Here is a 23,880-nt window from a genome sequence, read left to right as displayed (position 1 = left end):
CTTATAAATCTAAATTTTTGCGATGCAAAAGTAAACCAATTTCCTAGACTTGTAGCATCTTGTTGTATAAATTCTTATCTTTGAAACCGTTAATAATCGGAAGAATATTATTATGAAACGTTTAGCATTTTATATATTACTTTCAGTCTGTTGTTTACCGGCTCTGTTTTCACAGACGCTCGCCGAAGCAAAAGATCTCTATCTGAAAGGTGAATACGCGCAGGCTCTACCTGTTTTTGAAGCTGAATATACAGCCAAGCCTACAGATGCCAATCTTAACCAATGGTACGGGGTATGCCTGTACGAAACAGGAAGTGACCTAACTAAGGCGGAAGAATGCCTGCTGGTAGCATCAAAAAAGAATGTACAGGATTCGTTTTTCTATCTGGGGCAGATATACACACAGGAATTCCGTTTTGAAGAAGCTAAAGAGGCATTCGACAAATATGAAACTCTGCTATCGAAAAATCCAAGAAGGAAAAAAGAAGATTTAGAGAAATACGAGGCTAACTCTGCCCGCCTGGAAGACAAAAAGAAGCAACTATCGCGCCTCAACAGAGTAGTATCTAATACAGAAGATGTACAGATAATAGACAGCCTCGTTGTAAGTAAGGCAGAATTCTTGTCGGCATACAAACAAAGTCATAGTACAGGGCGCCTCGATTATTTCGAAAAAGTGTTTAAAGCAAGTAAGCCTGTAAAATCGACTGTTTACTTCAACGAGAAAGAGACAAAGATATATTACGGACAACCCGGAAAGGACGGAGTATATGCCCTTTATTCGATGGAGAAGTTATTGGATGATTTCGGAAACGAAAGGAAATTGTCAGATAATAATTTTGGACTGACAGGAGATGTTAATTATCCGTTTATGATGGCGGATGGGGTGACCATTTACTTTGCTGCGAAAGATTACGATTCGCTGGGAGGGTACGACCTCTTTGTCTCCCGTTACAATCTGAATAACGATACTTACCTGACACCGGAGCGGCTGAATATGCCTTTCAATTCTATATACAATGACTATCTGATGGTAGTAGATGAAGAAAAAGGTGTAGGATGGTTTGCTTCAGACAGGTATCAGCCGGAAGGTAAGGTCTGTATATACACCTTTATCCCTAATAAAACTGTAAAAATACTGGAAAGTGATGATGAGCGTTATCTGGCAAACAGGGCGCGTATCACTTCCCTTAAGGATTCATGGGTTGCAGGACAGAATTATTCATCTTTAATAGCCTCTGCGCGCAAAGCCCCTAAAGAAGTAGTGAAAGTAGTGAAAGACTTTGAGTTTGTTATAAACGATGACTACACCTACTACAAACTGGCAGATTTTAAAGACAAAGCAGCTCGTGACATATATTACAAGGTAGTGCAAAAGAAAGCGGATGAACGCGATCTGACAAAAAAACTAAACGAATCGCGCACAGCATATAGTATAGCATCTGCCGACAAAAGGCGTAATATGACTACCGAGATACTCAATTTGGAAAAGCAGATAGAGCAGCTACAAGCGGAAATACCTATACTTGAGGTGCAAGCCCGTAATCAGGAGATAGAAAAACTGAAATAGTTTCTTTCTATTATTTAGTATTACAGTTATTCCTTTAGCTCCAGATTTATCCAATACAATAACCAGATATTCGGCAATAAAGTAAAGTTATTTCCTGTAAGTTCGACGCTATTGTTTTAGCTTCGGCGTATAATGTATTTACATAGCAGAAGATTAATAATCTTACTTTCATTTTTGTCTTTAATTAATTGATCCTATTGCTTTCATTTACAATGGCTATTGCCCTTTCAAATACTTCGTCACGTCCTTCTTTTATTCCCTGTATAGTGGGTTTAACAACCTCATCTATTCTAACGCCTTCTCTTTGCAAATTATTCCCATCCGGATAATAAACTCCTCTTCCGGATATTATCATTCCCACTTTTCCCGGCAGACTAAACCTCGCTATGGCACCGTCTGCTCCCGATGTCGTAGATCCTATCACAACTGTATTCGGTGCTAGCTGGAATCCTAATATAATATCTTCTGCTGCACTCTGCGTGTATTCATTTACCAGTATGACTATCTTATTCGGGTAAGGATTAGAGTTTACTCTAGGCGTTCCGATATTGTCATACCATTTCCCGATGAAGAAATATCCGGGATATGAAATATCGCTATGGGTAACCAGCGAAAATATATAAGAAGTGGGATTCAGCCGTTCTAAGAACGGAAAGGATATATAATCCTGAGGGTAACACCTGAAATCTATTATTACCCCTCTTGTTCCGTTCAATACTTTTTTTATTCCTTCATTTCTATTTTCTACTGTACATTTTGGAGGTAAGACAAGACCTATATTATTTTCTATAATGCTGTATCCTTCCGCATCCTTCGGGAAAGGGTTGTTGTAATCAGGGAATTTTAACTGATCTTTACCATAGCAGGGAATCTCCATTTCAATAGATTTTCCGTCTCTGAGTACAGTAAGAGAAACTGAATAGTTATTGCTTCTTAGAATTTGCCATGCGATTCCTCTTTGTTTCACAGCGTAATTGGAGGCAGGAGTGTAAGGTAACATTTTCTCTACAACGTCTTCTGTTTTCTCTCCGTTTATTTTCGTAATAACATCTCCTATCTGTATTTTCTTTTTTGTGTTTTCCTCATCACCTGTATAAAGAGTGACCACCAGTTTGTCTTCTATAAAACGTGTTTCAAAGGGAACTTTATTTTCCCCTATTATCGAAGACATGCGATTGGATTCTATATAGGAGGCATGCGAATCATCTGCTTTTGTAGCTAGTCGAATACACGCACGCATATATTCCTCTTCACTTTTAGCATCAATGAAAACAGGTAGCATCACTGGCAGTACCTCCGACCATTTCTGATCACAGAGATTTCTGTATGGGAAAAAGTAATTGATAATATTCCAGTATCTGAACAAAGCCAATAATCTGTAAGACTCATCGGGATATGTCATTTCTTCATAATCGGGCTCATTCGTGATATTTAGAAGGGCATCCTGAATATTGACATAATGGTTCGTAGTGACTTCTCCGTTTTTTAGTATGTGCTTTACTTTTTCGATAGTCTCAGGCATGAAGTAGTCTGTATTGAATAATTCTCCGTAATCGGGCTCAACTTTCATTCTTAGAGTCGGAAATTCCCGTATTTTTTCTTCGACAGACGGAAAGCTATTCAGCCAGTCATCTAGTTTCGTCTTCCATGCAGTTTCGTCTTCAGAATCTCGTATTTCCGGAATTAGTTTTATCAGTTCCATGTCCCAGTCGTATTTTCCGATCGCTATTGTCGGATGATGGTATTTGAGAAACCCCCATAATTGACCGAGTGCAACTAATGATTTTTCTTCATTCTCCGACAAGCTGGTCTTTGTGTTTTCAGAAACCTTTTTAGAGGAATTATTACACCCTGTTGCAAAACAGGATATAAGGCACAATAGTATCAGTAATTTCTTCATTGCATTTGTTCTATATTACTTTATAGCTTTTTATTTATCAAATTGATTGTTGAAAATGACAAAAAGACTTTTCTATTTGATTTATCATTACTATTTAAGCATTTATTAATTATACTTTAATCCTATTACTGATATACCCGAAGCAGGCAATATATCCGAAACATAACATTGGAACGATAAACCCCAGATTCATTCGCTCAGCACCTATATATCCCATCAGGGCAGGAGCTATGGCACCACCTACAATGGTAAGTATAAGGATAGATGATGCCGTTTTTGTCTTATTGCCCAGTCCTCTGATGCCCAGAGCAAATATGGACGGGAACATGATGGACATAAACAGGTAGCAGGATATCAGTGCTATCACTCCGAAACGATCGTGACAGAAAATAACAAACAGCATCAATAGTGTATTTATCAGAGCAAAAGTACCGAGTAAAGTACCCGGCTTTACTCTCTGCATAATAAAACTTCCTGTAAAGCGACCTATGGCAAACAAAGACATACCGCCCAATCCGAGCAACAACCCACCTTGCATTTCATTCAGTCCCAGATCTTTTACTTCAATCGTATAATTGATGAAGAAGCTGCCTATTCCCGTCTGTGCTGCTACATATAAAAATTGAGCTATTACTGCCAGTACAAAATGTTTCTGTTGTATCAATGACTTATCCTCAATGCCCATATTCTCTGTGGTTGTTCCGTCTTCAGGATTGATCTCCGGCAATTTGGCAAAGAGGAAGAGTACCAATACAAGCACAACCAGAATCCCTAATCCCACATACGGAAGCATTAAGGCTGAGTTGCTTGTGTGTTCTTCTACAGCCTGTGTTACGCTTTGTACGACACTACCTGTACCCAGAAATACTTTTTCTACGGCATCGGCAAAGAGTTCAAGGATAGATTTTTCCGATTCGTTCCTGAAAATCAGTATCGAACCTACGAGAGGGCCGAGTATCCACCCGATAGCGTTGAATGTCTGAGCCAGATTGATACGGCTGGCAGATGTTTCCGCAGGCCCCAATACGATGGTATAAGGATTAGCAACTGTTTCCAGAAAGGTCAGCCCGCAAAACAAGATCAGCAGTCCTAGCAGGAAAGCCCAGAATGTGTTAATCGCTACTGCCGGCACAAACCAGAATGCACCCAAAGCGAAGAGTACAAGACCTGTGATAATCCCCGATTTGTATCCGAATTTCTTCGCGATTATTCCGGCCGGAATCGCCATGAGAAAATATGCGCCATATGCTGCTGCCTGTACAGCTCCCGACTGGGCTTTGGTCAGATGTAATGAATCCTGAAAATGTTTGTTCAGGACATCCAGCAAACTGTGAGCAAATCCCCATAACAAGAAAAGGCTTGTTATCAGTATGAATGGGAAGAGATAGCTTTGTCCATCTTCTCTTTTGAATAGAGAACTTTTATTATTGTTTTTCATGTAGTTGTCTGTGCCTGATAGCCTTGGTTAAAAAGTCTTGTTATTGTTTAGAACATCGGTAAGAGAGAAGATGCGTTCGACGAGTTGCCATTTCTCATCAGAGCGTTTCCCTTCGCTACCCTGTTGAAATTGAGAAACAAACTCTTCCCACTCGGCTTGTCTTTCATATGTTGCTAGACGGCTGAACGATTCGTCCCAATTGAAGTCCGGTACTGTTTCGACGATCATGAAAGCCATATCGCCGAAAGTATATATTTCCATATCTGAGATACCTGCTTTACGGATACCTTCGGGTATTTCTTTCCATATATTTCTGCTGTCGTGCCAGTATTTATATTGGTCTAATGTATCAGGATTTAGTTTAAGAAACTGACAATAGCGTTTTACCCGTTTCTCGGAATCCCTGATGTATCCGTCTTTGGTTCCCATAATGTAAGTGTATATTAAAGATTCGTAAACAAAGATAAAAGGAATACAGAAAGTTCGGTTGAATATTCCAGATAAAATACAGATCTGTCGAATACAGATATATTCTGCAATTACTGCTTACTGCCTGATAGCAATCATTCAGCATGACTTAAAACTGGATAGAACAACATATGAAGTTCTTCAAATTCTAAGCATATCACTTACGGATAAAACTTATTTGAACGACCTCTTTAACAAAACTAATTTCAAAAATATCAAAGAACGAAGCGGTTCAAGTGAACCAAATTTATTTAATTTTTAATCGTCCATTTTTTAGTGGACAGTAGTGTAATAGCTATATAAACTAAGAATTTAATTTGTCCCAATATATATAGTTATTCCTAATCGTATATTTTAAATAAAGTCTTTTTTCAGCTAAAGGGTTTATTAACCTAAATTCAACTGCATTTTGCTTATTTGTCCCACTATTAACAAAAGCATCAATACATATTACGGCTAATACATATTTAGTCCTGATTTTCCTATACTCTTCTTTTATTCCTTGTTCATAGAGATTAATAAGATACTCCGATGTAGGATATTCATCCTCTATATTTGAAGATATAATGTTAACTACACCTTCTTTATCCATTATCATTGCAAATGGATCGAAGGATTGTTCTTCTTTTAGAAAGCTTTCTAGATAGGGAATAGTACTATCTATTAAAAATTGTTCATTCATTCACAGCAATTTATAAAGTTAAATATATCCACTCCTCTCTTTTAATACTTTCCTGATGCCTCTGAATATTTTGTTGTTCTTGTATCGGATTTCCAAGAGTAGGTGTAGATACTTTTATATTACCTGAGGAAATTACAGAAGAATTACCGTATGTTGATCTTTCAAAAGAATTTTGTAATGGTTTCGTTAATTTTGCATCTTTATTTATATGAAGTATTGGCTTTTTTCCATTTTCGTTGGATAGCTTTTCTTGCAATCTCAACTGCCTAGATAGACCTTGTTGTTTAACGTTCTTGATTTCTACGGTTTGTCCATCTTTTATTGCATCTGGAATAGTCGTTCCCTCTTTTCCTGTTTTGGGGTCAATCCTAGTAGAAAATTCAGTATTTTTTTCTAGTCCTAATTTCTGTAATTGTTCCGCCTCTACATTTCGTCCTGATTGAAGCCTTGTTTGATTAAGTTTACTTTCACTTGTTTTAGACGTAATCCTTACCATCTTGTCAGCGGTACTTAGCATTCCAATGTTTCTACCCATAGGTAAAATCGGATTGCTGTTTCCCAAAAGAGTAGCAGGAAATGGGAATGGTAAAATACCTTGTTTTCCGTCAGGATCAATGTATTTCAACGGATTATTCATCACATATGCATACGGACTAATCGAATAATAGTCTTCCGCTAACGGATCCACCGTTGTAAACCTACCCAATGCCGGATCGTAATGCCTTGCCGAGTAGTCGTACCAATCCAGTCGGTGCATCTGGTCGAGTTCCTTACCGTTGTACTTGTACGGCTGCTTGCCATTATCTTTTGTGTTCTCAGCAAATCCTGCCCCGAACGGATAGTAATACTTACGCTGGATAAGGGTACCATCCTGATCCTGTACTACACGAGTATTACCCAGGTGGTCTTGCTGGAAGAAGTAGTATTTACCATCTTCCCAGTAGCCACCATCAACCAATAGTCGCTTGAGTTTATCGTTCTCATAGATATTATTGCCGACATAGTCGGTTTCTTTTTCCTGAGTGAGCAGGCTGAGCGTAACATCGGAACCGATAACGGGTGCCGTAGAGAAATTAGGTTTGTAGGTATGCTTTACTTTCAGCTTCACGCCTGAGGCTGAATAGGTAAATCTAAGGATTTATTTTAACTAAAACCTGACAAAGATGACGAAAGTTGCTTGTAAAATTCTATCTTGCTCATTAGAAACTCACTCCTGCCAATGATACGTTGGCAGGAGTGAGTTTAATCTTTGAATAGATAGTATACTTGTCGCAATTCTAGTATTTATTGAAATAAAATCAATATATTATATATTATTATAGTGAATACTAAAGGTGCTAAACAGATATACAGTAAATAACCTTTTTTTATTTTTACATTATTATTTGTAATAAAATATTTCAAATTAATCGTTATTAAAATACAGATCGCAACAAGTTCTAATAAAAATTTATCAGTATTACTACAATAAAATAAAAAATAATACCAAACCATTATTTTTAATAATAAGATACTGAAAGAAAAAACATTAAGAATAATCCAGCAAAAGTTACTTTTTTTTCTTAAATAGAAAATAGACATTATTAGTATTACTGCATATATCCACTTTACAATGTAGAGAAATAAAGGTTTGCTTGGCAAATGTAAAATAGAAAGATCTGCATTATATCTATCATTAAAATAGAATAATGATGTATCGAAAATATAAAATACAATACATATAGAATACAAAAGAAGTAGAATATTTTCTATTGATTTACCAGTTACCTGTAGCTGCTTTATACTCTTTCTCATTATTATAGATTTTATATGTTAGATTTTTATTTTTATCTACACTAACTGTCATATAATATGTCTTTTCTGAGGTAATCGTTTTACCTGTCTGATATCCGAATCTATTAACTTCTTTTTCATTTACTCTTTTAACATAACTAAAACCATAGCTTGTTTTATCTTTATTATTTCCGATAGTAGAGAAATTTGATATTTTTTCATTTCCATTTGTTGTAAATTGATTAAAATTTCCATCTATATTTGCATATTTGTTTCTAAAGTTTGTGTCACCATAGACCTCCCTCAAATAATTTTCAAAACTTACGGCTCTTGGTTCAGTATATTCACCACTTGCCCCTGCATTTTTATAATTAAATGCATTGTAACTATGATCATATCCATGCATTGTTTCATGTCCCATCGCAATGAATGATTTCAGCCAACCTCCATTTGTTCGTGACATTGGGTTGCCAACATAACTGATTAATCCATCTCCATTTTCAAGAGCCTTGTACGCACTATCATCACTCCAAAATACAGAATTCATTGTATATGTTTCATTTCTAGAGATTAAACGGCTCATTATTTGTCCACCAAAAGTAGTTGCTGCAATTTTCGCAACATTCTCCATTGCTCCCGCTAGATTATTAGCAATTCTTATCTTTCTTCCATCAGGGTCAATGTATTTCAACGGGTTATTCATCACATACGCATAAGGACTAATACTATAATACTTCTCCGCCAGCGGATCGACAGTAGTAAACCTGCCCAATGCCAGATCATAATGCCTTGCCGAGTAGTCGTACCAGTCCAGGCGGTGCATCTGGTCGAGTTCCTTACCGTTGTACTTATACGGCTGCTTGGCGTTATCTCTTGCTCCTTCGGGATAACCTGCCCCGAACGGGTAATAATACTTCCGCTGAATGATCCCTGCATCCTGGTCCAGTACCATACGCACATTGCCTAAATGGTCATTCTGGAAGAAATAGTATTTACCATCCTCCCAGTAGCCGCCATCTACCAATATACGCTTGAGTTTACCATTCTCGTAGATCTTGTTGCCTACATAGTCGGTTTCTTTCACCTGAGTGAGCAGGCTGAACGTAACATCAGAACCGATAACCGGAGCCGTTGAGAAATTAGGATTGTAGGTATGCTTTACTTTCAGCTTCACGCCTGAAGCTGTGTATGTAAAGCTAAGGATTTATTTTAACTAAAACCTGACAAAGATGACGAAAGTTGCATATAAAACTCCACCTTGCCTATAAGATAAAACACTCCTGCCAATATATGACTGACAGGAGTGGATTTATAGTGGATTGTAAATCCTAATAGTTATTATTTCGGGATTACGAATTCCGGGGGACGACAGGAGTGGATTTCGACAATGTAATAAATCATAAAAATACAAGTTATTATTTATACTTTGACGTATTTTTAACTCCTTCTAAATCTAGTACCTTTATTTTGTTTTCAAAAGAAGACAGTCCCCAAATACAAAACTCCTCAGGATATATAATTTCGACCAATTCATTTTCTTTCCTTTTTGTAAGTTCTTTTTTATATTCAAAAGACGTTTTCTCTCCTGTATGTTTAAATAAAGGAGTATTACTATCCTCCCGTATAATCCAAATCTTATTAAATCTGTCATATATACCTGTATTAATATCATTTTCAACTTCAGAAGGTTTTGCATAGACGATATTGATATCATAACTTTTAAGAGAATCTTCCTTAATTGATACAAAATAAACATACTGTCTCTTATCATTCTTAAAAGACGACATACATGGATGCTCAATAAAAAGAACCGAGTCTATTTGATCTAATAACACTTGATCATCCAACTGAAGAATAGGTAAAACAATTTTATTTATAGAAGTGTACTGTGCGCTTAAATCTACTGACAAAATCATCATCATGAATATTATTACATATTTTCTCATCTTCTTAATTATTTATTTTTTCCAATAATATTTAGGCATTCTGTTAAACCCATTTTGAGTCGAATTAATATGATATCTTCTATATCCATTACCAGGAACATATATCCTAAATTGAGGAATTGGTTGGAGTTTAGAAATAGCATCAGAAGTATATCCTTTGGCAAAAGGGATATCCCCACCTTTAGTATATCGCGATCCAGGTAATCCACTTGGAAAAGAAGGACCTCCAGGATGGCTATGATCATGACTTAGTAAAGCACTATCATATAACTTTTTATCTATAGACAAATAGGCAAGACCGCTTTCCATCGCATTATCATGGCTTGTTGTAACAAAATGAGATATAGATCCATCTTTATTTTTAAATGTTGAATTTGATAATTCCACAGTTGTATTATCAGCCAAAAATTCAAATATCTCTTTGCTATTCGCCTTAGAATTCACAGAAAGATAAGCATATTCAGGTCCATCCTCCTTTCCTTGTAAATTCTGTTGTCATCCTCCTTGAAGAGTTCCTAACTTATAAGTTCTCGATTTAACTTCGCCTTTTTTGTTTGTTATATGAATAATATCACTCTCTCCTCCTTTTCTGTAATCCATATACCCCTCATGATTAACATAAACTGTATCCATACCATTCGGATCAATAACATTAATAGGGTTATTAGCTGCATACGCATAAGGAGAAATATTATAGTATTTCTCTGCATGCGGATCCACCGTAGTAAACCTACCCAATGCCGGATCATAATGCCTAGCCGAGTAGTCGTACCAGTCGAGGCGGTGCATCTGGTCCAGTTCCTTACCGTTGTACTTGTACGGCTGCTTGCCATTATCTTTTGTGTTCTCAGCAAATCCTGCCCCGAACGGGTAGTAATACTTGCGCTGGCTAAGGGTTCCATCCTGATCTTGTACTACACGAGTATTACCCAGGTGGTCATGCCGGAAGAAGTAGTATTTACCGTCCTCCCAGTAGCCGCCATCTACCAATATACGCTTGAGTTTACCATTTTCGTAGATCTTGTTGCCTACATAGTCGGTTTCTTTCACCTGAGTGAGCAGACTGAGTGTGACATCAGAACCGATAACAGGTGCCGTAGAGAAATTAGGATTGTAAGTATGCTTTACTTTCAGCTTCACGCCTGAGGCTGAGTATGTAAAGCTAGTGATTTATTTTAACTAAAACCTGACAAAACTAAAATTACATATAAAACTATGTCTTGCCTATAAAAGATAAAACACTCCTGCCAACCATATATTGGCAGGAGCGAGTTTATAGAGAATAGAAAATCCTAATAGTTATTACTTCAGGATTACAAATTCCGAAGGACGGGGATAAAGAACTTTAATCCTCTCTAGAATATATTAAATGAGGAAGAGGTTTACTATTAAGATCTGTTGTTACTTCAATGTCTTTAACAATTCTATTTTCTTGTACAGCTTCAAACTCAGCACTAATATCATCAATATATTCATACTCTTTCTCTGTTGTAATATCAAGAATTATTTTAATTCTTAAATTTCCTTCATCATCTATGTCCAGAGAAATATTTCTAAAATTATTATTTATATTTCTAACAACAGAATCACATAGCTCAACTATTTGTTCTTTTATAAAAAAATCATTCATAATACTTCAGCCTTTGATAATAAATTATACTTTAACCATGTATATCCAGAAGGAATCCATCCACCCATATTCTCATTAAATTTTTCTTTTGATATATGAATAATTTTCGTTACCACTTCATAGTCATTAAACAGATTATCTACTCTACGAAAAAATGAATCATCCAAATTTGTATTTGATAATAACACAATTTGGAGTGTAATTGATTTTTCATCATAGTCAAAACTAATATCTAATACATTACAAGGTAATTTTACTAGAATCGCATTTATCAAATCAGCTTTAATGCTTATATATTCTTTATAGTTTTTCATAATTCTTTATAATTAATAATTAAGGAGTCCAATTAGGATTGGTTGGAACAACACTTGGAGACACTGTCCCTTTAATCATAAAAACATTTGTTGATTGATTGGATATTCCTGCTCCAAGATTCACATTTGTTCCTGTTACGTTAGTACATTTTACTACTATATGCCCTTGGCTTGATGTTCCTAGATATGTAGCTTGTCCTGAATGAACAGCATCTAATATTTTTTGCGCATCGGCTTGACTATTAAGATAACCTTTACCTGTGGGAGCAGAACCTGCTATGTGGCGAGCCTGCTTTTGAATAGATATTGATTTACTTAATGTTGATAAAAAAGTTTTAGAAAAGCCTCCTGCATTTTTGGCTGCAGATGCTAGTGATGCTAAACTTTTAGTAACATCTTTAGCTGCTTGCCATAGATTTTTCCAGCTACCTCCGCCAGGCATAGGCAAGTGAGCAACAGTCATTTCATTATATCTTATTCCCTTTTCCGCATAATATTCTCCCGTTTCGCGATTAAGTAGAACCATATATGGACCTATGTCTGTCTTAACTATAGCTTGCTTTTTATTATTAAGAGTTTCAATAACCACTGTAGGTAATTCTCCTCCATTAATTGTATCATTAGCAGCCATCCCTGTAGGATCAGTAAATCGTAATGGATTATTCATCACATACGCATACGGACTAATCGAATAATAGTCTTCCGCCAGCGGATCGACGGTAGTAAACCTACCCAATGCCGGATCATAATGCCTAGCCGAGTAGTCGTACCAGTCGAGGCGGTGCATCTGGTCGAGTTCCTTGGCGTTGTACTTGTAGGGCTGCTTACCGTTATCCTTTGTGTTCTCAGGAAATCCTGCCCCGAAAGGATAGTAATACTTGCGCTGGATAAGGGTACCATCCTGATCCTGTACAACACGGGTATTACCCAGGTGGTCTTGCCGGAAGAAGTAGTATTTACCGTCCTCCCAGTAGCCGCCATCTACCAATATACGCTTGAGTTTACCATTTTCGTAGATCTTGTTGCCTACATAGTCGGTTTCTTTCACCTGAGTGAGCAGGCTGAGCGTAACATCGGAACCTATAACAGGTGCCGTAGAGAAATTAGGATTGTAGGTATGCTTTACTTTCAGCTTCACGCCTGAGGCTGAGTAGGTATAAAGATTGCGTCCTTCGCCGGTCGGACTCTTTATATCCATCTGTAACGGTAAATTTAACGAATTATATTTAATATCGGATATACCCTTGTTCAAATCTTTGGTCATTGCGCCATTGGTATTGAAGAAATACTCTGTAGCAGCATTTGAGTTATCTTTGAAATCTTCAGATTCGGCTACCCATATCTTGCCGCTGCTATCAGTTATTTTCTTTAACTGATTGCCTGTATATTCATATATCAGGTTATCTACTGTGTTGTAAATAGGGGTCATATTCACAGATCGTTCTATGCCTTCTCTTATGAGCGTTTTTATGTTGCCATGTTTATCATACTGGTAGCTAGCCGAGTATCTGTCAATTGATGCTTCAGCTCCTGCATATTTTGCTTCTGTATAGTTGGCTTTGGTCAAACGCGAAAGGTTATCATAATCATAAAAATAATTTCTGTTTTTCGAATCATAGGTAGTCCACGACATAGCCGATATATTACCCGTATAGCTTTTCTTGTTACTCACATTATTATTTGTATCCCGATAGTCTTCATTATAGTAGAGTTGCTCGCTGAACCTTCCCCCTATCGTTTTCAGCCACGAACGCACATTGTAGGCATAAGTACTTTTCAAGGCTTCATTATTGTTGCTTTTCTTTGTTTTCAATCTTCCCAATTCATCATAGGTATTTTCAGCAAGCACCATCTCCGTTCCGCCATTGAGCTTATGGGTGGTCTTTGTTAACCTGCCTGCATGGTCGTAGTTGTAGGCATAGTCTTCGGTTTGGGTAGTCTTGCCTGTGGCCGTGTGTATATGCTTCTTCTTAGTGGGTTGACCGGTGAAGTTGTAGGCTACGTACTCTTTTTCTATGCCTCCTGCCAGATGGCTGGTAGAGTGTGACTGTATCAGCCTGCCGCGATTGTCATAATACATGGCTGTGTACAGGTATTTACCCGATCCGTCCAGCAGGGCGGTCAGTGTGCCTGTGAGCATGCCTTTGTGCTTGTACTTGTTAGCATCGGTGTCGTCTCCGTAGCGGGTGTTGTACTGGGTGGCATCGTAAGGCAGCTTGGCAAAGTCTTCTTTTGTCCGGTGGTTATAGTTATCATAATAACTTGCTGTAAGTACACTCGGGGTGGAAAGGGTAATACCTGTAATGTCGTAATACTTGTTTGTTGTATTACTCAGGTTCTGGCTTGCTTTCACCACTGTGTTTATCGGATTGACTGCCGCAAAGTTCAGGGTATTCTTACATGTACCTGTCACCACGATGCGCCCGAAGGCATCGGGTATGGTAAACAGCCATTCTCCTTTGGCGCGCTGTTCGCCGTCTTGGGTCAATATCAATCGGTCGGCCTTGTCGTAAACAAAGTACGTCCAATGGGTACCGGGAAGGCGTTTGGCAATGCAGCGGTTACGTCCATCGTATTTGTACAGGTAGGCATACTTCCGTACCAGATCGGAGCTGTTATTTGCCCAGCTTGTACCTGTCTTCATGGCATCGGCGGCTAGCGGGGGCAGTACCGCCTTCAGGTTACCGAAGTCATCGTAGACATAATAGGTGTCGTGCAGGTCTTTAGTTGATCCGTTACGTACGATCTGGCGGGTCAGTACAACTTGTCCGAGCTTGTCCTTGAACTCAAAGCTGGTATTGCCGTCCTCGTCTTCTATGCGGGTGACATAAATCTGTCCGGTGGGGTAATTCTTCATATAGGTAACAGATACGATAGTATCGCCGGGATCGGTTGGTATGTAATAGATACAGTTCAGGGTATCTACTCCGGCTACATTGATCATATAGGTGGTGCGTACGGCTTTCTTGTTGTTATGCCAGTCGGTTCCGGGCCCGTATTGCTCGAGTACACGGTTCAGGGGTGAGGCTTCGTAGACGGGTTTACTGTACGGAAGTTGATCGGCGGTACCGTTATTTGTATTGGTGGTCTTGGCTGCTGCCATGACTGTAGCGGGAGCGGTATAGGCACCCTTATTCCCTGCAATAGCAGCAGGTAGCCAGCTATTGCTTTCCCGCCCGAAGGCATCATATTCCTGTAGGGAAACCAGGTCATTAAAGCGAGGCGTAATGCCCCACTCAACCTTCTGAATAGGCCGGCCTAAACCATCATAATAATTCATTATATCAATATGATCACTTGCGTCCTTTTTTGTATATGACCTTATATGAATATAGTTATATTTAGAAGCCGTTTCTGGTAAAGGCCTGTACAAAGTTTTTATTGTAGTATAAATGTTCTCATTACGCATTTTTCCTTCCGAGACAACATAATAAACCCCAGATAAAAGATTTTTTATTTTTATTCCGGAAACGCCATCAGCTGTCTCAATAATATTATTTTGATCATCCAGTAAATATATCATAGTACCAGTTGAAGGACCACGGGCTGAGATATCAATATCCATATTTTTAGATAGGTAAAAACGATAATAGATTTCGTTTGTGGATAATCCGAACCGATTGGATGTCTGTGCTGTATTCTCTATAAAAGTCAAATCCGAGGTATTGTTTATATCTCCAATATCAATGACCTTTTTGACAGGTCGCCCTTCAATCATTGTATTAATTATCCCATCATTGCTCTTACCTTCCGATACAATATAATAAGTTCCAGGACTTAAATCGTCGATTTTAAGATATGCTCTCTTTGTATTGGAACAAGCATTAGCCGCGATATAATCATCATTGGAAGCAACACATTTCTCAGAAGCATCTAATAAGTATAAATATGTATCATCCAGTGTAGATTTACAATGCGATATTTCAATTTCCATATTATTCTGTATCGTAAACTTATAAAATGCGTCTCTGGTCGGTAACCCATCATATGAATTACTTGTCTTCCTGGTATCTTGAGTATGTTCTTTAGTAAATGAAGCATTAAATGTACCCATGTCTATTTCAAATCGATAAGGTTCTCCGATAATTGTTGTAGTAATAATTCCATTTTCAAGACAACCTTCCGAGACTAAATAATATATCCCAGTCTCAAATACGGAAGAGCTACGATCTACGGGGTAAGCATCAGGAGGTAATCCCCCTCCGGATCCACCAATTACATCAATTACAATACCTAATTCAGGGTCATCTATCATATCCCTTTTTAATAAGTGTAATTGTGTGCAACTCAAAACTGAACCTGCATGGGAGAAATTAAGTTTCATCGGCACATCCAACTTAAACTTATAAACAATATCATTGGGGGAAAATATGTTATTCCAACGTGGTGGTTTATACGAATCTCTTGTTGTCCTCGTATCCTGTGTATGCGTATAGTTGAAGGCGGCGGTTATATCTCCGTATATCTTTCCTAAATCAATTATAGCTTCATTTGGAGGATAATCTCCTTTTATACTCGTCGTAATATTACCGTTTTCCGATTTCCCTCTGGATACAATATAATATGTACCCGGTAAGAATCTCTGCTTCAAATATGAATTAGTAGAAACCGGGCATCCTCCGCTTAAACTATTCGAATCATCATTATAGGCGACACAACCACCTTTAAAATCCAAAACACTGATATAGGTATCTTTTACCTCCGAGCCGCAGTGCGATATTGTAATATCCAGTGGCTGAGTTAATGTAAGCTTATAAAAAACGTCATTTGTAGGAAAATTAGGAGGCCCGGAATAAGCTTTAGTCGTTTGTTTCGTATTCTGAGTATGAGAATATGAGAATGGACTAGATTTGGAACCTAAATTGTATTCTGTTTTTTGAACTTCTTTACTTGTAATATTAGTAGTTATTACACCATTCATCGAAATACCCTCTGAAACTACATAATAGGTGCCTGCTGTTAACGAAAGGCTTTCCATTGTAGACTGGGAAGCGGATGTAGACTGCACACCGGTACAACTGGTAATAAGATTTCCCGTTGAACTCAACATATATATATATGTATCAGATAAGTTGGAACCTGCATGATTTATAGTTACTGCCATCCATCGGTCAAGAGTGAATTTATAGAAGACATCACTATATCGGGTTCCGTTATAGTTATTTGTATAATTAAACGTATTCTGAGTATTAGAATATGATATTAGTCCATCTTTAGCGTCAACAAGTATAGAAGTAGCCATTGTGTTTTGCGCAATTCCGTTCAATGTTCCGGAAAGGAGCATTAATATTATAATTAAGTAATTTTTCATAGAGTTCTTTTTTATTTGTTTAAATAATTATAATTATATTCTTGAAGGGTATTACCATCTGTATCTTTAGTTCGTATTAAACGTCCGAATGTATCGTACTCGTAATGAGTGGTTACACCTGAAGGGGAGGTAGCCTCGAGCATACCTACCAATGGCTTGTATTTATAGGTGGTAATCATTGCTCCCGACAGGGTGGATACTGTACGCAGTTTGTCGAGTTTGGCTTTATCGGGATTGGTATTTGCTGATAGAGCATCTACAGAAGTCAATCCGACTGAGGCTAAGGCAGCATCAATAGTAACATAATCCGCATTCATAACTTCAGCGACTGGGTATTGGCCGTTGTAAGACCAGAGGTAAACAGTAGATACTCCATTGAAATCTATCTTCTCGATACAATTTCCAAATAAATCGAATTTAGAATAGGACGTTTTTTGACTAAAATCCGACTTCTCTTCTGTAGAGTTAGGTGTGTAAATTTCATCGGTTAGATGTAAGAAACCGGTAATAATAGGATTGTATACCCGTCTTAAATAGAAAGGAGTTTTGCCAGATTGACTTATTGAAATTGGTTCGTTAAGACGATTATAGCGACTATCGGAGTTTAATAGCGAAAATACGTTAAATTAATATAGGTTTAATAGATAATATTTTGCGCCTGCCCTATTCTATCTATATCTTCATTAGGTACTCATTGGACATCTTCTTTACTGGCTCAATGACTTATTTATGTATTTGTCTGGCTCACTTCTAAGCAGGTTGAGCCATTCAGAATACATTTCCTCTGGCATTCGCCGATAGCCTGATTTATGAAGCTCGATATATAGGGATTCCATTTCAGAATACATATTTTTAATATTTTCATCTGAGAAAAGGGCTTCGGGGCTTTTCAGATTCTTAGCTTTCATCAGCGAATGGATATAGTGTTTTTGCGCTTCGGCTTTTGTCAGGATGGCATTTACATTTGTAGGATGGTATTCTAAGACCTTATTGCAGCATTTGATAACAAATTCGGGGTTATCCTTACCATACTTATGTTGATAGCCCTGTGCCAAGTCTATAAGGCAATTGGCTACAGCTTGTTTATTACTAAGGGTATCCATATACAGACCGTTGCGAATGGCATCAAGGGTTACATATCCCGAAGCGATTATCCATGCGTCAATCGGGAATGTCCCACTTGTTAGTTCCGTATTATACCAGCCTTTATTTTCAGAGAATAATTTAATATAGATATGATTAGGTGCAAAGGCTAGATTACAGGGTATATTTAGTTCATCAGCCAGTATTTTGTATAAATAAGGCAATGAATGACAGTTGCCTGTACCCGTTTCCAATAGTTTAGACACAAACATCTTTGACCAATCAGATTGACCTAAAGGGTCTTCAAAATCGTAGGTATAGGGGGTATGTACATAAAAATATGATGAATCTACGGGAATTAGTGTCGTATCTGTAAGTACTTTAAATATGGCTGCATGTTTTGTAATTATATCTTTATCCTTACCTATATAAGAAATCAAATTACCCTTTGAAAACTCTTTTGCTAGATGTACCAATAGCCTATACTTTTGATTTACTTTCTCGATATCAAATTTTTCATCGTTAAAAGCAACTTCTGTATTCAAAACGGCATTTTTAAAATACAAAGGAATTTCATCCTTAAGCATCGTATTAATATAATCATATGATTCTTCAAAAGCATTATAGGATAAGTCATTTTTTCCCTTTTTATGAAAATCAATATACCATTTGCTCGTTATTTTTCCCTGTCTTTCCCATTGATAATAACTGCCAGACATAGGCAAAGTTAAATTTCTAAAATCATTTTTTATTGCATTTTGTAACCACTGCCTATATAGCTCGTAAACTTCATCAACTACAGTTTGATTACCATTTAAGTTAATCACTTCGTTTTTATCTGTCAGTTTGGGTAAAATGGGAGGATAGCCAATCAATAACATTTTGGAAAATGTATAAAGAGATTCTATCTGAATATTAAACGGTTCAATATAGATTCTACTTAAATCTGGAGAATTTATTTTATAAGATTTGCCACTTTTTGCCGTATCGCCCTGAAAACTTAATAATTCTTCCAAAATTTCGATTTTTTGAGAATAAGAATAACCTGAAAAAACATCTCTATCTTCAATTAAAGAGCCATATTTTGCCTTTGCAATAGAATCCACATGGGTAACAGCCTTTAATTCTAAGCAATACCCTCCATTTAGCGATTTCTTTTTCACAAAGTATTTATATTCAATATCTAGGTTCCTTGAGGCAGAAAGCGACAATGTATCTTCTTTAGAGCTTAATAACTCTTTTAGAAGTTCTGCTTTCATAATAGAGTCTTGGTAGGCATTAGTATTTATCTGACTAAAAAGGCAAAACGGATAAAACACCAATAATAAAATGAATATACATTTCATGAGTTTTCAGTATTGATTTTTAATAAAATGTAGTACAGGCTATTGTACCTCTTTCTTCTCTATGTATTTTCAAATAAGAAGCTGTAAATTCTTTGGAAGGTTTGAATAAATGATTTCCTGTAAACATTTTCATATATATTGTTTCATTCTTCCACATGTATGGAGTCCCCTCTAAAGGTAATTTGTAATTTATAAATCCTGTTTCTTTATTCTCAACTAACCATTTCTGATATATGTTATAAATTATTTTTAGTTTTTCTTGATCAGTGTTTACTTTTTCATTTGTGGATTTTTCAATCAGAACTGGTTCACAACAAATATACCCTCCAACTAAGAGACTGGTAAATGTAAAAAGAGCTTCTATCTGAACAGAGAAGTCTTTTTCTTTTGGCTTATACTTTCCATATCCGGGATAAGGGAAATAGCTTTTTGAACTATGTGTTGTGTCTCCATAAAATGTCAAATACTCTTGAAGTATTTTTACGCGAATACTATCATCATAGTAGTATATGACACTCAAATCTGAATTATAATAGTTTTCCTCTTCCATATTAATGGTTTTACCTTTAAAATTCTGAAGCTTTGCTATTATTGAATCAGGTGTATTGTCTCTTATAGCAATATTGTATTCGTTTGGCTTATCAATATTATTATACCAACAACCAAAATCTTTTGATGCATATAAATATTCCAATCCGTTTTTACAGTTTTGGGAATATCCAACTAAGGTATGAAAGATAAGAAAAGATACGATAAAGTATAGTTTCTTAATTATTATTCTTTTTCTCATAAAATACAACTTGTAATTCTTTTACTGGAAGACCTGAAACCGTTCCTGTACCTTTATAATCAACAACACTTTTCAAAGGTTGATTTGTTTTGACAGGTCCATTATTATCCTTTTGAGTGTATGTATTTCCATTATTTTGTGTCCCTGCTGTATGATATGGCTCACTTTCGAAGCCCGGAAGCCCAACACTTACAACATTATGATTTGCTCCGGCTTTTGCATCTGGTCCCATACCCTCTCCAACCTTTGTAAACTCATCCGCTAAGATTGTCCCGGGATCGTTAATAAAAAATTGCCCGTCAGCCATGGCTAATCCATGACAATTTGAAGTAAAATCAAAATCGCCGACTTTACTAAGTTCTGTAGCCGAAAAAGTAGTACTCCTTTTCCCATCTGCTGATACAACAGTAACACTTGTAAGTTGTTCTGCTGATACCTTATTTCCTTTGTCTGTTACTACATAGCCAGTACTGTAATTGGGTGTTAATGAGAATCCATTATGTTTTACAGTCTCCCTACTTACAGATTCTCCTGAAGCATAAAATTTAATATTGCCATTCGGGTCTCTTTCCAATCTTCCGTCCGGGTCAATATACCTCATAGGATTATTCAGAACATAAGCATATGGCGACCAAGAATAGTGTTCTTCTGCTAATGGATCGACTGTAAGAAAACGACTTGTAGTTTCCGCTTTGTATGCAAATTTAGTAGTATCTTCTTCCAGAAATTTAACCACTTTGTTGGTAAGTGTATTAATCAATACTGTACCAACCTGCATGATTTCTTCATTGTAGAACGTTTCCTTATACTTCCCCTTACTCAATGTAAGTGGTTCTTTTGTAACTCCATGCTTCTTAAAAATATCCTCCTGTGCTTGTGTGACTAAGCAGGTAACAAACAAAATAGCTAAAAATAATGCTGCCTTCTTCATATATGGTTGATTTAAGTTATTCTAATAATCTCAATGCACTTTTATATCTAATGTCATGTTCACGTTTTTCTTTTTCTTCATTTATCGAATTTAGCCAACTTTCATATACTTCTTTTGGCATTTCAACGAATCCGATTTCATCCAGTCGACGATAAATAGCATTCCGTTCTTCAAATAGTTTATAAGCATCAGGGTATTGAGCCTTTAAAATGTCCAAAGGTGGTCTGCCAATTTGATTTGCAACATATTGTAATCGGATGCCATGATAATTGGATTTTATTGCTAAAGCAGTTGTGTTTGTTGGAGCATAAGACAAAGCTGAATCTATACATTGAATCACAAACTTATCATATCCGTATTTATGTACATATCCCGAAGCAAGGTCTGATAAACAATGGGCTATTACTTGTTTCTTATCTTGTGGCTGCATATATACGCCATGCTTTATAGCTGCTGCATTGATAAACCCAGAACCAATAATAAAAGCGTCTGTTGTCATCATACCCTGTGTCAGTTCAAGGTTATGCCAGTTGTTATTTCGGTCTTTAAACTTAATATAAGAGTGCTGGGGAGAAAAAGCAAGGCTTGCTTCTGCTCCTACTTTTTCACATAGAATGTGATATAAGAGTGGCAAAGAATGACATTGTCCTTTATGGGAAGATAGTAATTTAGTAACGAATAATTTTGAAAAATCATTTTCTCCCCTAAAATCGTCAAAATCATATTGCATAGGAAAGGAAGTAGATGCTCTTTCTCTCATTGGGAATTTTACATTCAATGTATCAGCCATAACCCTATACAGCATAATATTCTTTGTTGTGGGATTGTTCCAGTTAAGACCGTCCTGCCCTGCTTTTAATCGGGCTATGTTAGCCATTTGGGAAATAGCTTCATCATATATCTTTTTATCTAACAATCCTTCAAAGTAGGCGTTCTCAACAGCAAATACAGCATCTTTGAGATTTAGGGGAGTTTTCCCATTCAGCATATCAAGTAGTTTCCCTGCTGTCTGATAATAATGTTCTGTGCCCTGTGTCCCTGACCAAGATGGTAAATCATATTGTATAGATGAATAGCTTGCCAGTCCTTCTTCAAATTGATTTTGCCTTTGCATTATATTCATACGCTCGACTGTAAGCCTGTCATGCTCATACATATTCAGTTGCTGCTGATTGCGGTTATTGGTAGTTGGAAAAGCAGGGATGGTAGGAGTTGGATTGTTTCGATTATTAGTATATCCAATGATACTATGTAATGGTTTAGTCGGCTGTGGCGTTGTTATCACAGGTACTTGCCCAAATGTGCTAATTGACAAAAGCAAGGGAAGCATCAATATGTATTGATATGCTTTCATGTATTAAAAACAGGTCAAAAAATAAAATAAATATCCTTCTTACTTCCAATAGATAATTGACATAACAAATTATGCACAATGTAAACATTATTTTACAAAGAATAACAAAAAACTCTTTTCTAAATATGAAAATATTCAACAAACATAGATATACTCTAAATTAACCTTGAATATATGTATCACTTCTTTTTCATCCTCCGATATTCCCACGGGGCAATAGGATTTTTCATCCTCCATATATTTAGTTTTTCCTTTCGGGCTTGTCGTTCAAGGCTGTCAAGGGTCGGGTCGTTGCTGTAGTGTTTATAGTGCCATGCAAGACCCTGGCAAACGAGAGCTTCATTTACATTCACTCCATTTACATACAAGACACCCAGCACACGACCATATCTGCCAACACCCTTTTTATGGACTATTACAGGCTTATTGTAGCACATTTCACGGACAAATAGGGTTGCCTTCTGCCCGTAATCCTGCCCTCGTTCTGGTGCGTCTATACGGTCTAACCGTACCCGTATTTGTTCTCGTTGGTCAGTGAGGAGGGTTACAGTATCGCCGTCAGCAACCCTGACCACCCGACTTGATAAAACAAACTGATATGTTGTACCTAATATCAAAGTACAACATAAAAAGATAAGTTTCACAGGGGTTTAGAAAGGTCTGGAAGGATGTTTTTCTTGAACTTCGGTCTCAGATGAATGACTATACGTTTCCTATCATTCTCAAAAGTATACTTAAATGCTGATGCCATCCCCTTAGTCCTATCATGTGCTACAACATATTGGTAATCCCAAAACTCATACTTAACTTCGTCCCATATACTGGTAGTGTAGTCCCGCCTACACTCGCCATTTAAGTTAGAAAATTCATAGGTATATCCAGGCAATTTATAACGTCCTCCCATAGTTGTATCTCCCAATCGAGTAGCTAAGTCCATGAACTTATATTGTAGACTACCATGTATAGCTATAAATATATTATCTTCCGTACGAGATGGACTAAGCTTTACGGATTCCCACTGTAAATAGGCTTCGCCATCTGTATAGTTTTTTGTTGAAGACACTCCAGTCCTTAAATCAATTGTCTCAACTTTTGATATTGAGTATCGCTCCTTAGATTCAGTTACCCCCGCCTGACCCCATAGTTTTGTGGTTAATCCAACTACGAACATTAATATAAAAAAGAAATATCTCATAATGTATAAAGTTTGCGCCTACCAACTCCCCAAATAAGCAGATAATAAAATACAAAGTGTGGGAATCACTGACTTATCTATTCCGAGGTTCTAGCAAAACCCATGTAACAAATAAGCAGCAACCCCACACCCGTATGCAGATGTGGAGT

At 36.9% G+C, this 23,880-nt stretch carries 20 protein-coding genes and 1 pseudogene; 2 read left to right on the top strand and 19 right to left on the bottom strand.

All coding sequences use genetic code 11. The features are described from left to right. Window positions 1-112 precede the first annotated feature (112 nt). The gene (locus M2448_RS17600; RefSeq protein ID WP_280647450.1) at window positions 113-1,570 is read left to right on the top strand and encodes a tetratricopeptide repeat protein; all 1,458 of its coding nucleotides are present in this window, start codon (window positions 113-115) and stop codon (window positions 1,568-1,570) included. A gap of 184 nt (window positions 1,571-1,754) precedes the next feature. Here M2448_RS17600 and M2448_RS17595 read toward each other — a convergent pair whose 3' ends face one another. The 3 genes from M2448_RS17595 to M2448_RS17585 all read right to left on the bottom strand — a co-directional run bounded on the left by M2448_RS17595 (window position 1,755) and on the right by M2448_RS17585 (window position 5,337). Next, window positions 1,755-3,470, bottom strand: coding sequence for a S41 family peptidase (locus M2448_RS17595; protein ID WP_280647449.1), 1,716 nt, complete (start codon window positions 3,468-3,470; stop codon window positions 1,755-1,757). Between the two features lie 109 nt (window positions 3,471-3,579). Continuing rightward, window positions 3,580-4,908 (bottom strand): L-fucose:H+ symporter permease, encoded by a 1,329-nt coding sequence (gene fucP, locus M2448_RS17590; protein ID WP_280647448.1) that lies wholly within the window; start codon window positions 4,906-4,908, stop codon window positions 3,580-3,582. A gap of 27 nt (window positions 4,909-4,935) precedes the next feature. Further along, window positions 4,936-5,337: an L-rhamnose mutarotase gene (locus M2448_RS17585; RefSeq protein ID WP_280647447.1), complete on the bottom strand. Its 402-nt coding sequence runs from the start codon at window positions 5,335-5,337 to the stop codon at window positions 4,936-4,938. Window positions 5,338-5,425: 88 nt separating this feature from the next. Between M2448_RS17585 and M2448_RS17580 the strand changes: the two are divergent. Next, a pseudogene (locus M2448_RS17580) lies at window positions 5,426-5,638 on the top strand (IS4 family transposase); the annotation flags it as partial. 42 nt (window positions 5,639-5,680) lie between these two features. On the opposite strand, the gene M2448_RS17575 reads toward M2448_RS17580, so the two are convergent. The 16 genes from M2448_RS17575 to M2448_RS17500 form a co-directional block, all read right to left on the bottom strand. Then, on the bottom strand, window positions 5,681-6,058 hold the full coding sequence (locus M2448_RS17575) for a hypothetical protein (RefSeq protein ID WP_280647446.1): 378 nt from the start codon (window positions 6,056-6,058) through the stop codon (window positions 5,681-5,683). Window positions 6,059-6,068: 10 nt separating this feature from the next. Then, window positions 6,069-7,166, bottom strand: coding sequence for an RHS repeat-associated core domain-containing protein (locus tag M2448_RS17570; RefSeq protein WP_280647445.1), 1,098 nt, complete (start codon window positions 7,164-7,166; stop codon window positions 6,069-6,071). A 648-nt stretch (window positions 7,167-7,814) separates the two neighbouring features. Then, window positions 7,815-9,005, bottom strand: a complete 1,191-nt coding sequence (locus M2448_RS17565) for an RHS repeat-associated core domain-containing protein (RefSeq protein ID WP_280647444.1) — start codon at window positions 9,003-9,005, stop codon at window positions 7,815-7,817. A gap of 241 nt (window positions 9,006-9,246) precedes the next feature. Further along, window positions 9,247-9,777, bottom strand: coding sequence for a hypothetical protein (locus M2448_RS17560; protein WP_280647443.1), 531 nt, complete (start codon window positions 9,775-9,777; stop codon window positions 9,247-9,249). Between the two features lie 12 nt (window positions 9,778-9,789). Continuing rightward, window positions 9,790-10,221 carry a JAB-like toxin 1 domain-containing protein gene (locus M2448_RS17555; protein ID WP_280647442.1) on the bottom strand — a complete coding sequence of 144 codons (432 nt, stop codon included), beginning with the start codon at window positions 10,219-10,221 and terminating at the stop codon, window positions 9,790-9,792. A 51-nt stretch (window positions 10,222-10,272) separates the two neighbouring features. Next, the gene (locus M2448_RS17550; protein ID WP_280647441.1) at window positions 10,273-10,917 is read right to left on the bottom strand and encodes an RHS repeat-associated core domain-containing protein; all 645 of its coding nucleotides are present in this window, start codon (window positions 10,915-10,917) and stop codon (window positions 10,273-10,275) included. A 205-nt stretch (window positions 10,918-11,122) separates the two neighbouring features. Further along, window positions 11,123-11,407, bottom strand: coding sequence for a hypothetical protein (locus tag M2448_RS17545; RefSeq protein ID WP_280647440.1), 285 nt, complete (start codon window positions 11,405-11,407; stop codon window positions 11,123-11,125). Further along, on the bottom strand, window positions 11,404-11,721 hold the full coding sequence (locus M2448_RS17540) for a hypothetical protein (RefSeq protein ID WP_280647439.1): 318 nt from the start codon (window positions 11,719-11,721) through the stop codon (window positions 11,404-11,406). Before M2448_RS17540 ends, M2448_RS17545 begins: the two co-directional genes overlap by 4 nt. A 19-nt stretch (window positions 11,722-11,740) precedes the next feature. Next, the gene (locus M2448_RS17535) at window positions 11,741-17,032 is read right to left on the bottom strand and encodes a DUF6443 domain-containing protein (RefSeq protein ID WP_280647438.1); all 5,292 of its coding nucleotides are present in this window, start codon (window positions 17,030-17,032) and stop codon (window positions 11,741-11,743) included. An 11-nt stretch (window positions 17,033-17,043) separates the two neighbouring features. Continuing rightward, window positions 17,044-17,349, bottom strand: a complete 306-nt coding sequence (locus M2448_RS17530; protein WP_280647437.1) for an RHS repeat domain-containing protein — start codon at window positions 17,347-17,349, stop codon at window positions 17,044-17,046. A gap of 390 nt (window positions 17,350-17,739) precedes the next feature. Continuing rightward, window positions 17,740-19,374, bottom strand: coding sequence for a hypothetical protein (locus M2448_RS17525; protein ID WP_280647436.1), 1,635 nt, complete (start codon window positions 19,372-19,374; stop codon window positions 17,740-17,742). Window positions 19,375-19,480: 106 nt separating this feature from the next. Beyond that, window positions 19,481-20,251, bottom strand: a complete 771-nt coding sequence (locus M2448_RS17520) for a hypothetical protein (protein ID WP_280647435.1) — start codon at window positions 20,249-20,251, stop codon at window positions 19,481-19,483. Further along, on the bottom strand, window positions 20,229-21,182 hold the full coding sequence (locus M2448_RS17515) for a hypothetical protein (protein WP_280647434.1): 954 nt from the start codon (window positions 21,180-21,182) through the stop codon (window positions 20,229-20,231). The genes M2448_RS17520 and M2448_RS17515 overlap by 23 nt, the downstream gene beginning before the upstream one ends. Window positions 21,183-21,198: 16 nt before the next feature. Next, window positions 21,199-22,536 (bottom strand): hypothetical protein, encoded by a 1,338-nt coding sequence (locus M2448_RS17510; protein ID WP_280647433.1) that lies wholly within the window; start codon window positions 22,534-22,536, stop codon window positions 21,199-21,201. Window positions 22,537-22,715: 179 nt separating this feature from the next. Next, entirely contained in the window at window positions 22,716-23,180 is a 465-nt protein-coding gene (locus tag M2448_RS17505) for a thermonuclease family protein (RefSeq protein ID WP_280647432.1), read from the bottom strand. Next, window positions 23,177-23,599: a hypothetical protein gene (locus tag M2448_RS17500; RefSeq protein WP_280647431.1), complete on the bottom strand. Its 423-nt coding sequence runs from the start codon at window positions 23,597-23,599 to the stop codon at window positions 23,177-23,179. The genes M2448_RS17505 and M2448_RS17500 overlap by 4 nt, the downstream gene beginning before the upstream one ends. Window positions 23,600-23,880: the final 281 nt, after the last annotated feature.

This window comes from Dysgonomonas sp. PF1-14, assembly GCF_029892965.1.
Classification (GTDB): domain Bacteria; phylum Bacteroidota; class Bacteroidia; order Bacteroidales; family Dysgonomonadaceae; genus Dysgonomonas.
Note: the sequence above shows the minus strand (reverse complement) of the source record. Positions and strands in the feature narration are given on the sequence as shown.

Excerpts from the sequence above, each read along its gene's own strand:
- M2448_RS17585 (WP_280647447.1), bottom strand. The coding sequence starts at position 5,337 with ATGGGAACCAAAGACGGATACATCAGGGATTCCGAGAAACGGGTAAAA.
- M2448_RS17510 (WP_280647433.1), bottom strand. The coding sequence starts at position 22,536 with ATGAAAGCATATCAATACATATTGATGCTTCCCTTGCTTTTGTCAATT.
- M2448_RS17545 (WP_280647440.1), bottom strand. The coding sequence starts at position 11,407 with ATGAATGATTTTTTTATAAAAGAACAAATAGTTGAGCTATGTGATTCT.
- M2448_RS17520 (WP_280647435.1), bottom strand. The coding sequence starts at position 20,251 with ATGAGAAAAAGAATAATAATTAAGAAACTATACTTTATCGTATCTTTT.
- M2448_RS17535 (WP_280647438.1), bottom strand. The coding sequence starts at position 17,032 with ATGAAAAATTACTTAATTATAATATTAATGCTCCTTTCCGGAACATTG.
- M2448_RS17525 (WP_280647436.1), bottom strand. The coding sequence starts at position 19,374 with ATGAAAGCAGAACTTCTAAAAGAGTTATTAAGCTCTAAAGAAGATACA.
- M2448_RS17575 (WP_280647446.1), bottom strand. The coding sequence starts at position 6,058 with ATGAATGAACAATTTTTAATAGATAGTACTATTCCCTATCTAGAAAGC.
- M2448_RS17560 (WP_280647443.1), bottom strand. The coding sequence starts at position 9,777 with ATGAGAAAATATGTAATAATATTCATGATGATGATTTTGTCAGTAGAT.
- M2448_RS17515 (WP_280647434.1), bottom strand. The coding sequence starts at position 21,182 with ATGAAGAAGGCAGCATTATTTTTAGCTATTTTGTTTGTTACCTGCTTA.
- M2448_RS17595 (WP_280647449.1), bottom strand. The coding sequence starts at position 3,470 with ATGAAGAAATTACTGATACTATTGTGCCTTATATCCTGTTTTGCAACA.
- M2448_RS17530 (WP_280647437.1), bottom strand. The coding sequence starts at position 17,349 with ATGAATGCGGATTATGTTACTATTGATGCTGCCTTAGCCTCAGTCGGA.
- M2448_RS17600 (WP_280647450.1), top strand. The coding sequence starts at position 113 with ATGAAACGTTTAGCATTTTATATATTACTTTCAGTCTGTTGTTTACCG.
- M2448_RS17540 (WP_280647439.1), bottom strand. The coding sequence starts at position 11,721 with ATGAAAAACTATAAAGAATATATAAGCATTAAAGCTGATTTGATAAAT.
- fucP (WP_280647448.1), bottom strand. The coding sequence starts at position 4,908 with ATGAAAAACAATAATAAAAGTTCTCTATTCAAAAGAGAAGATGGACAA.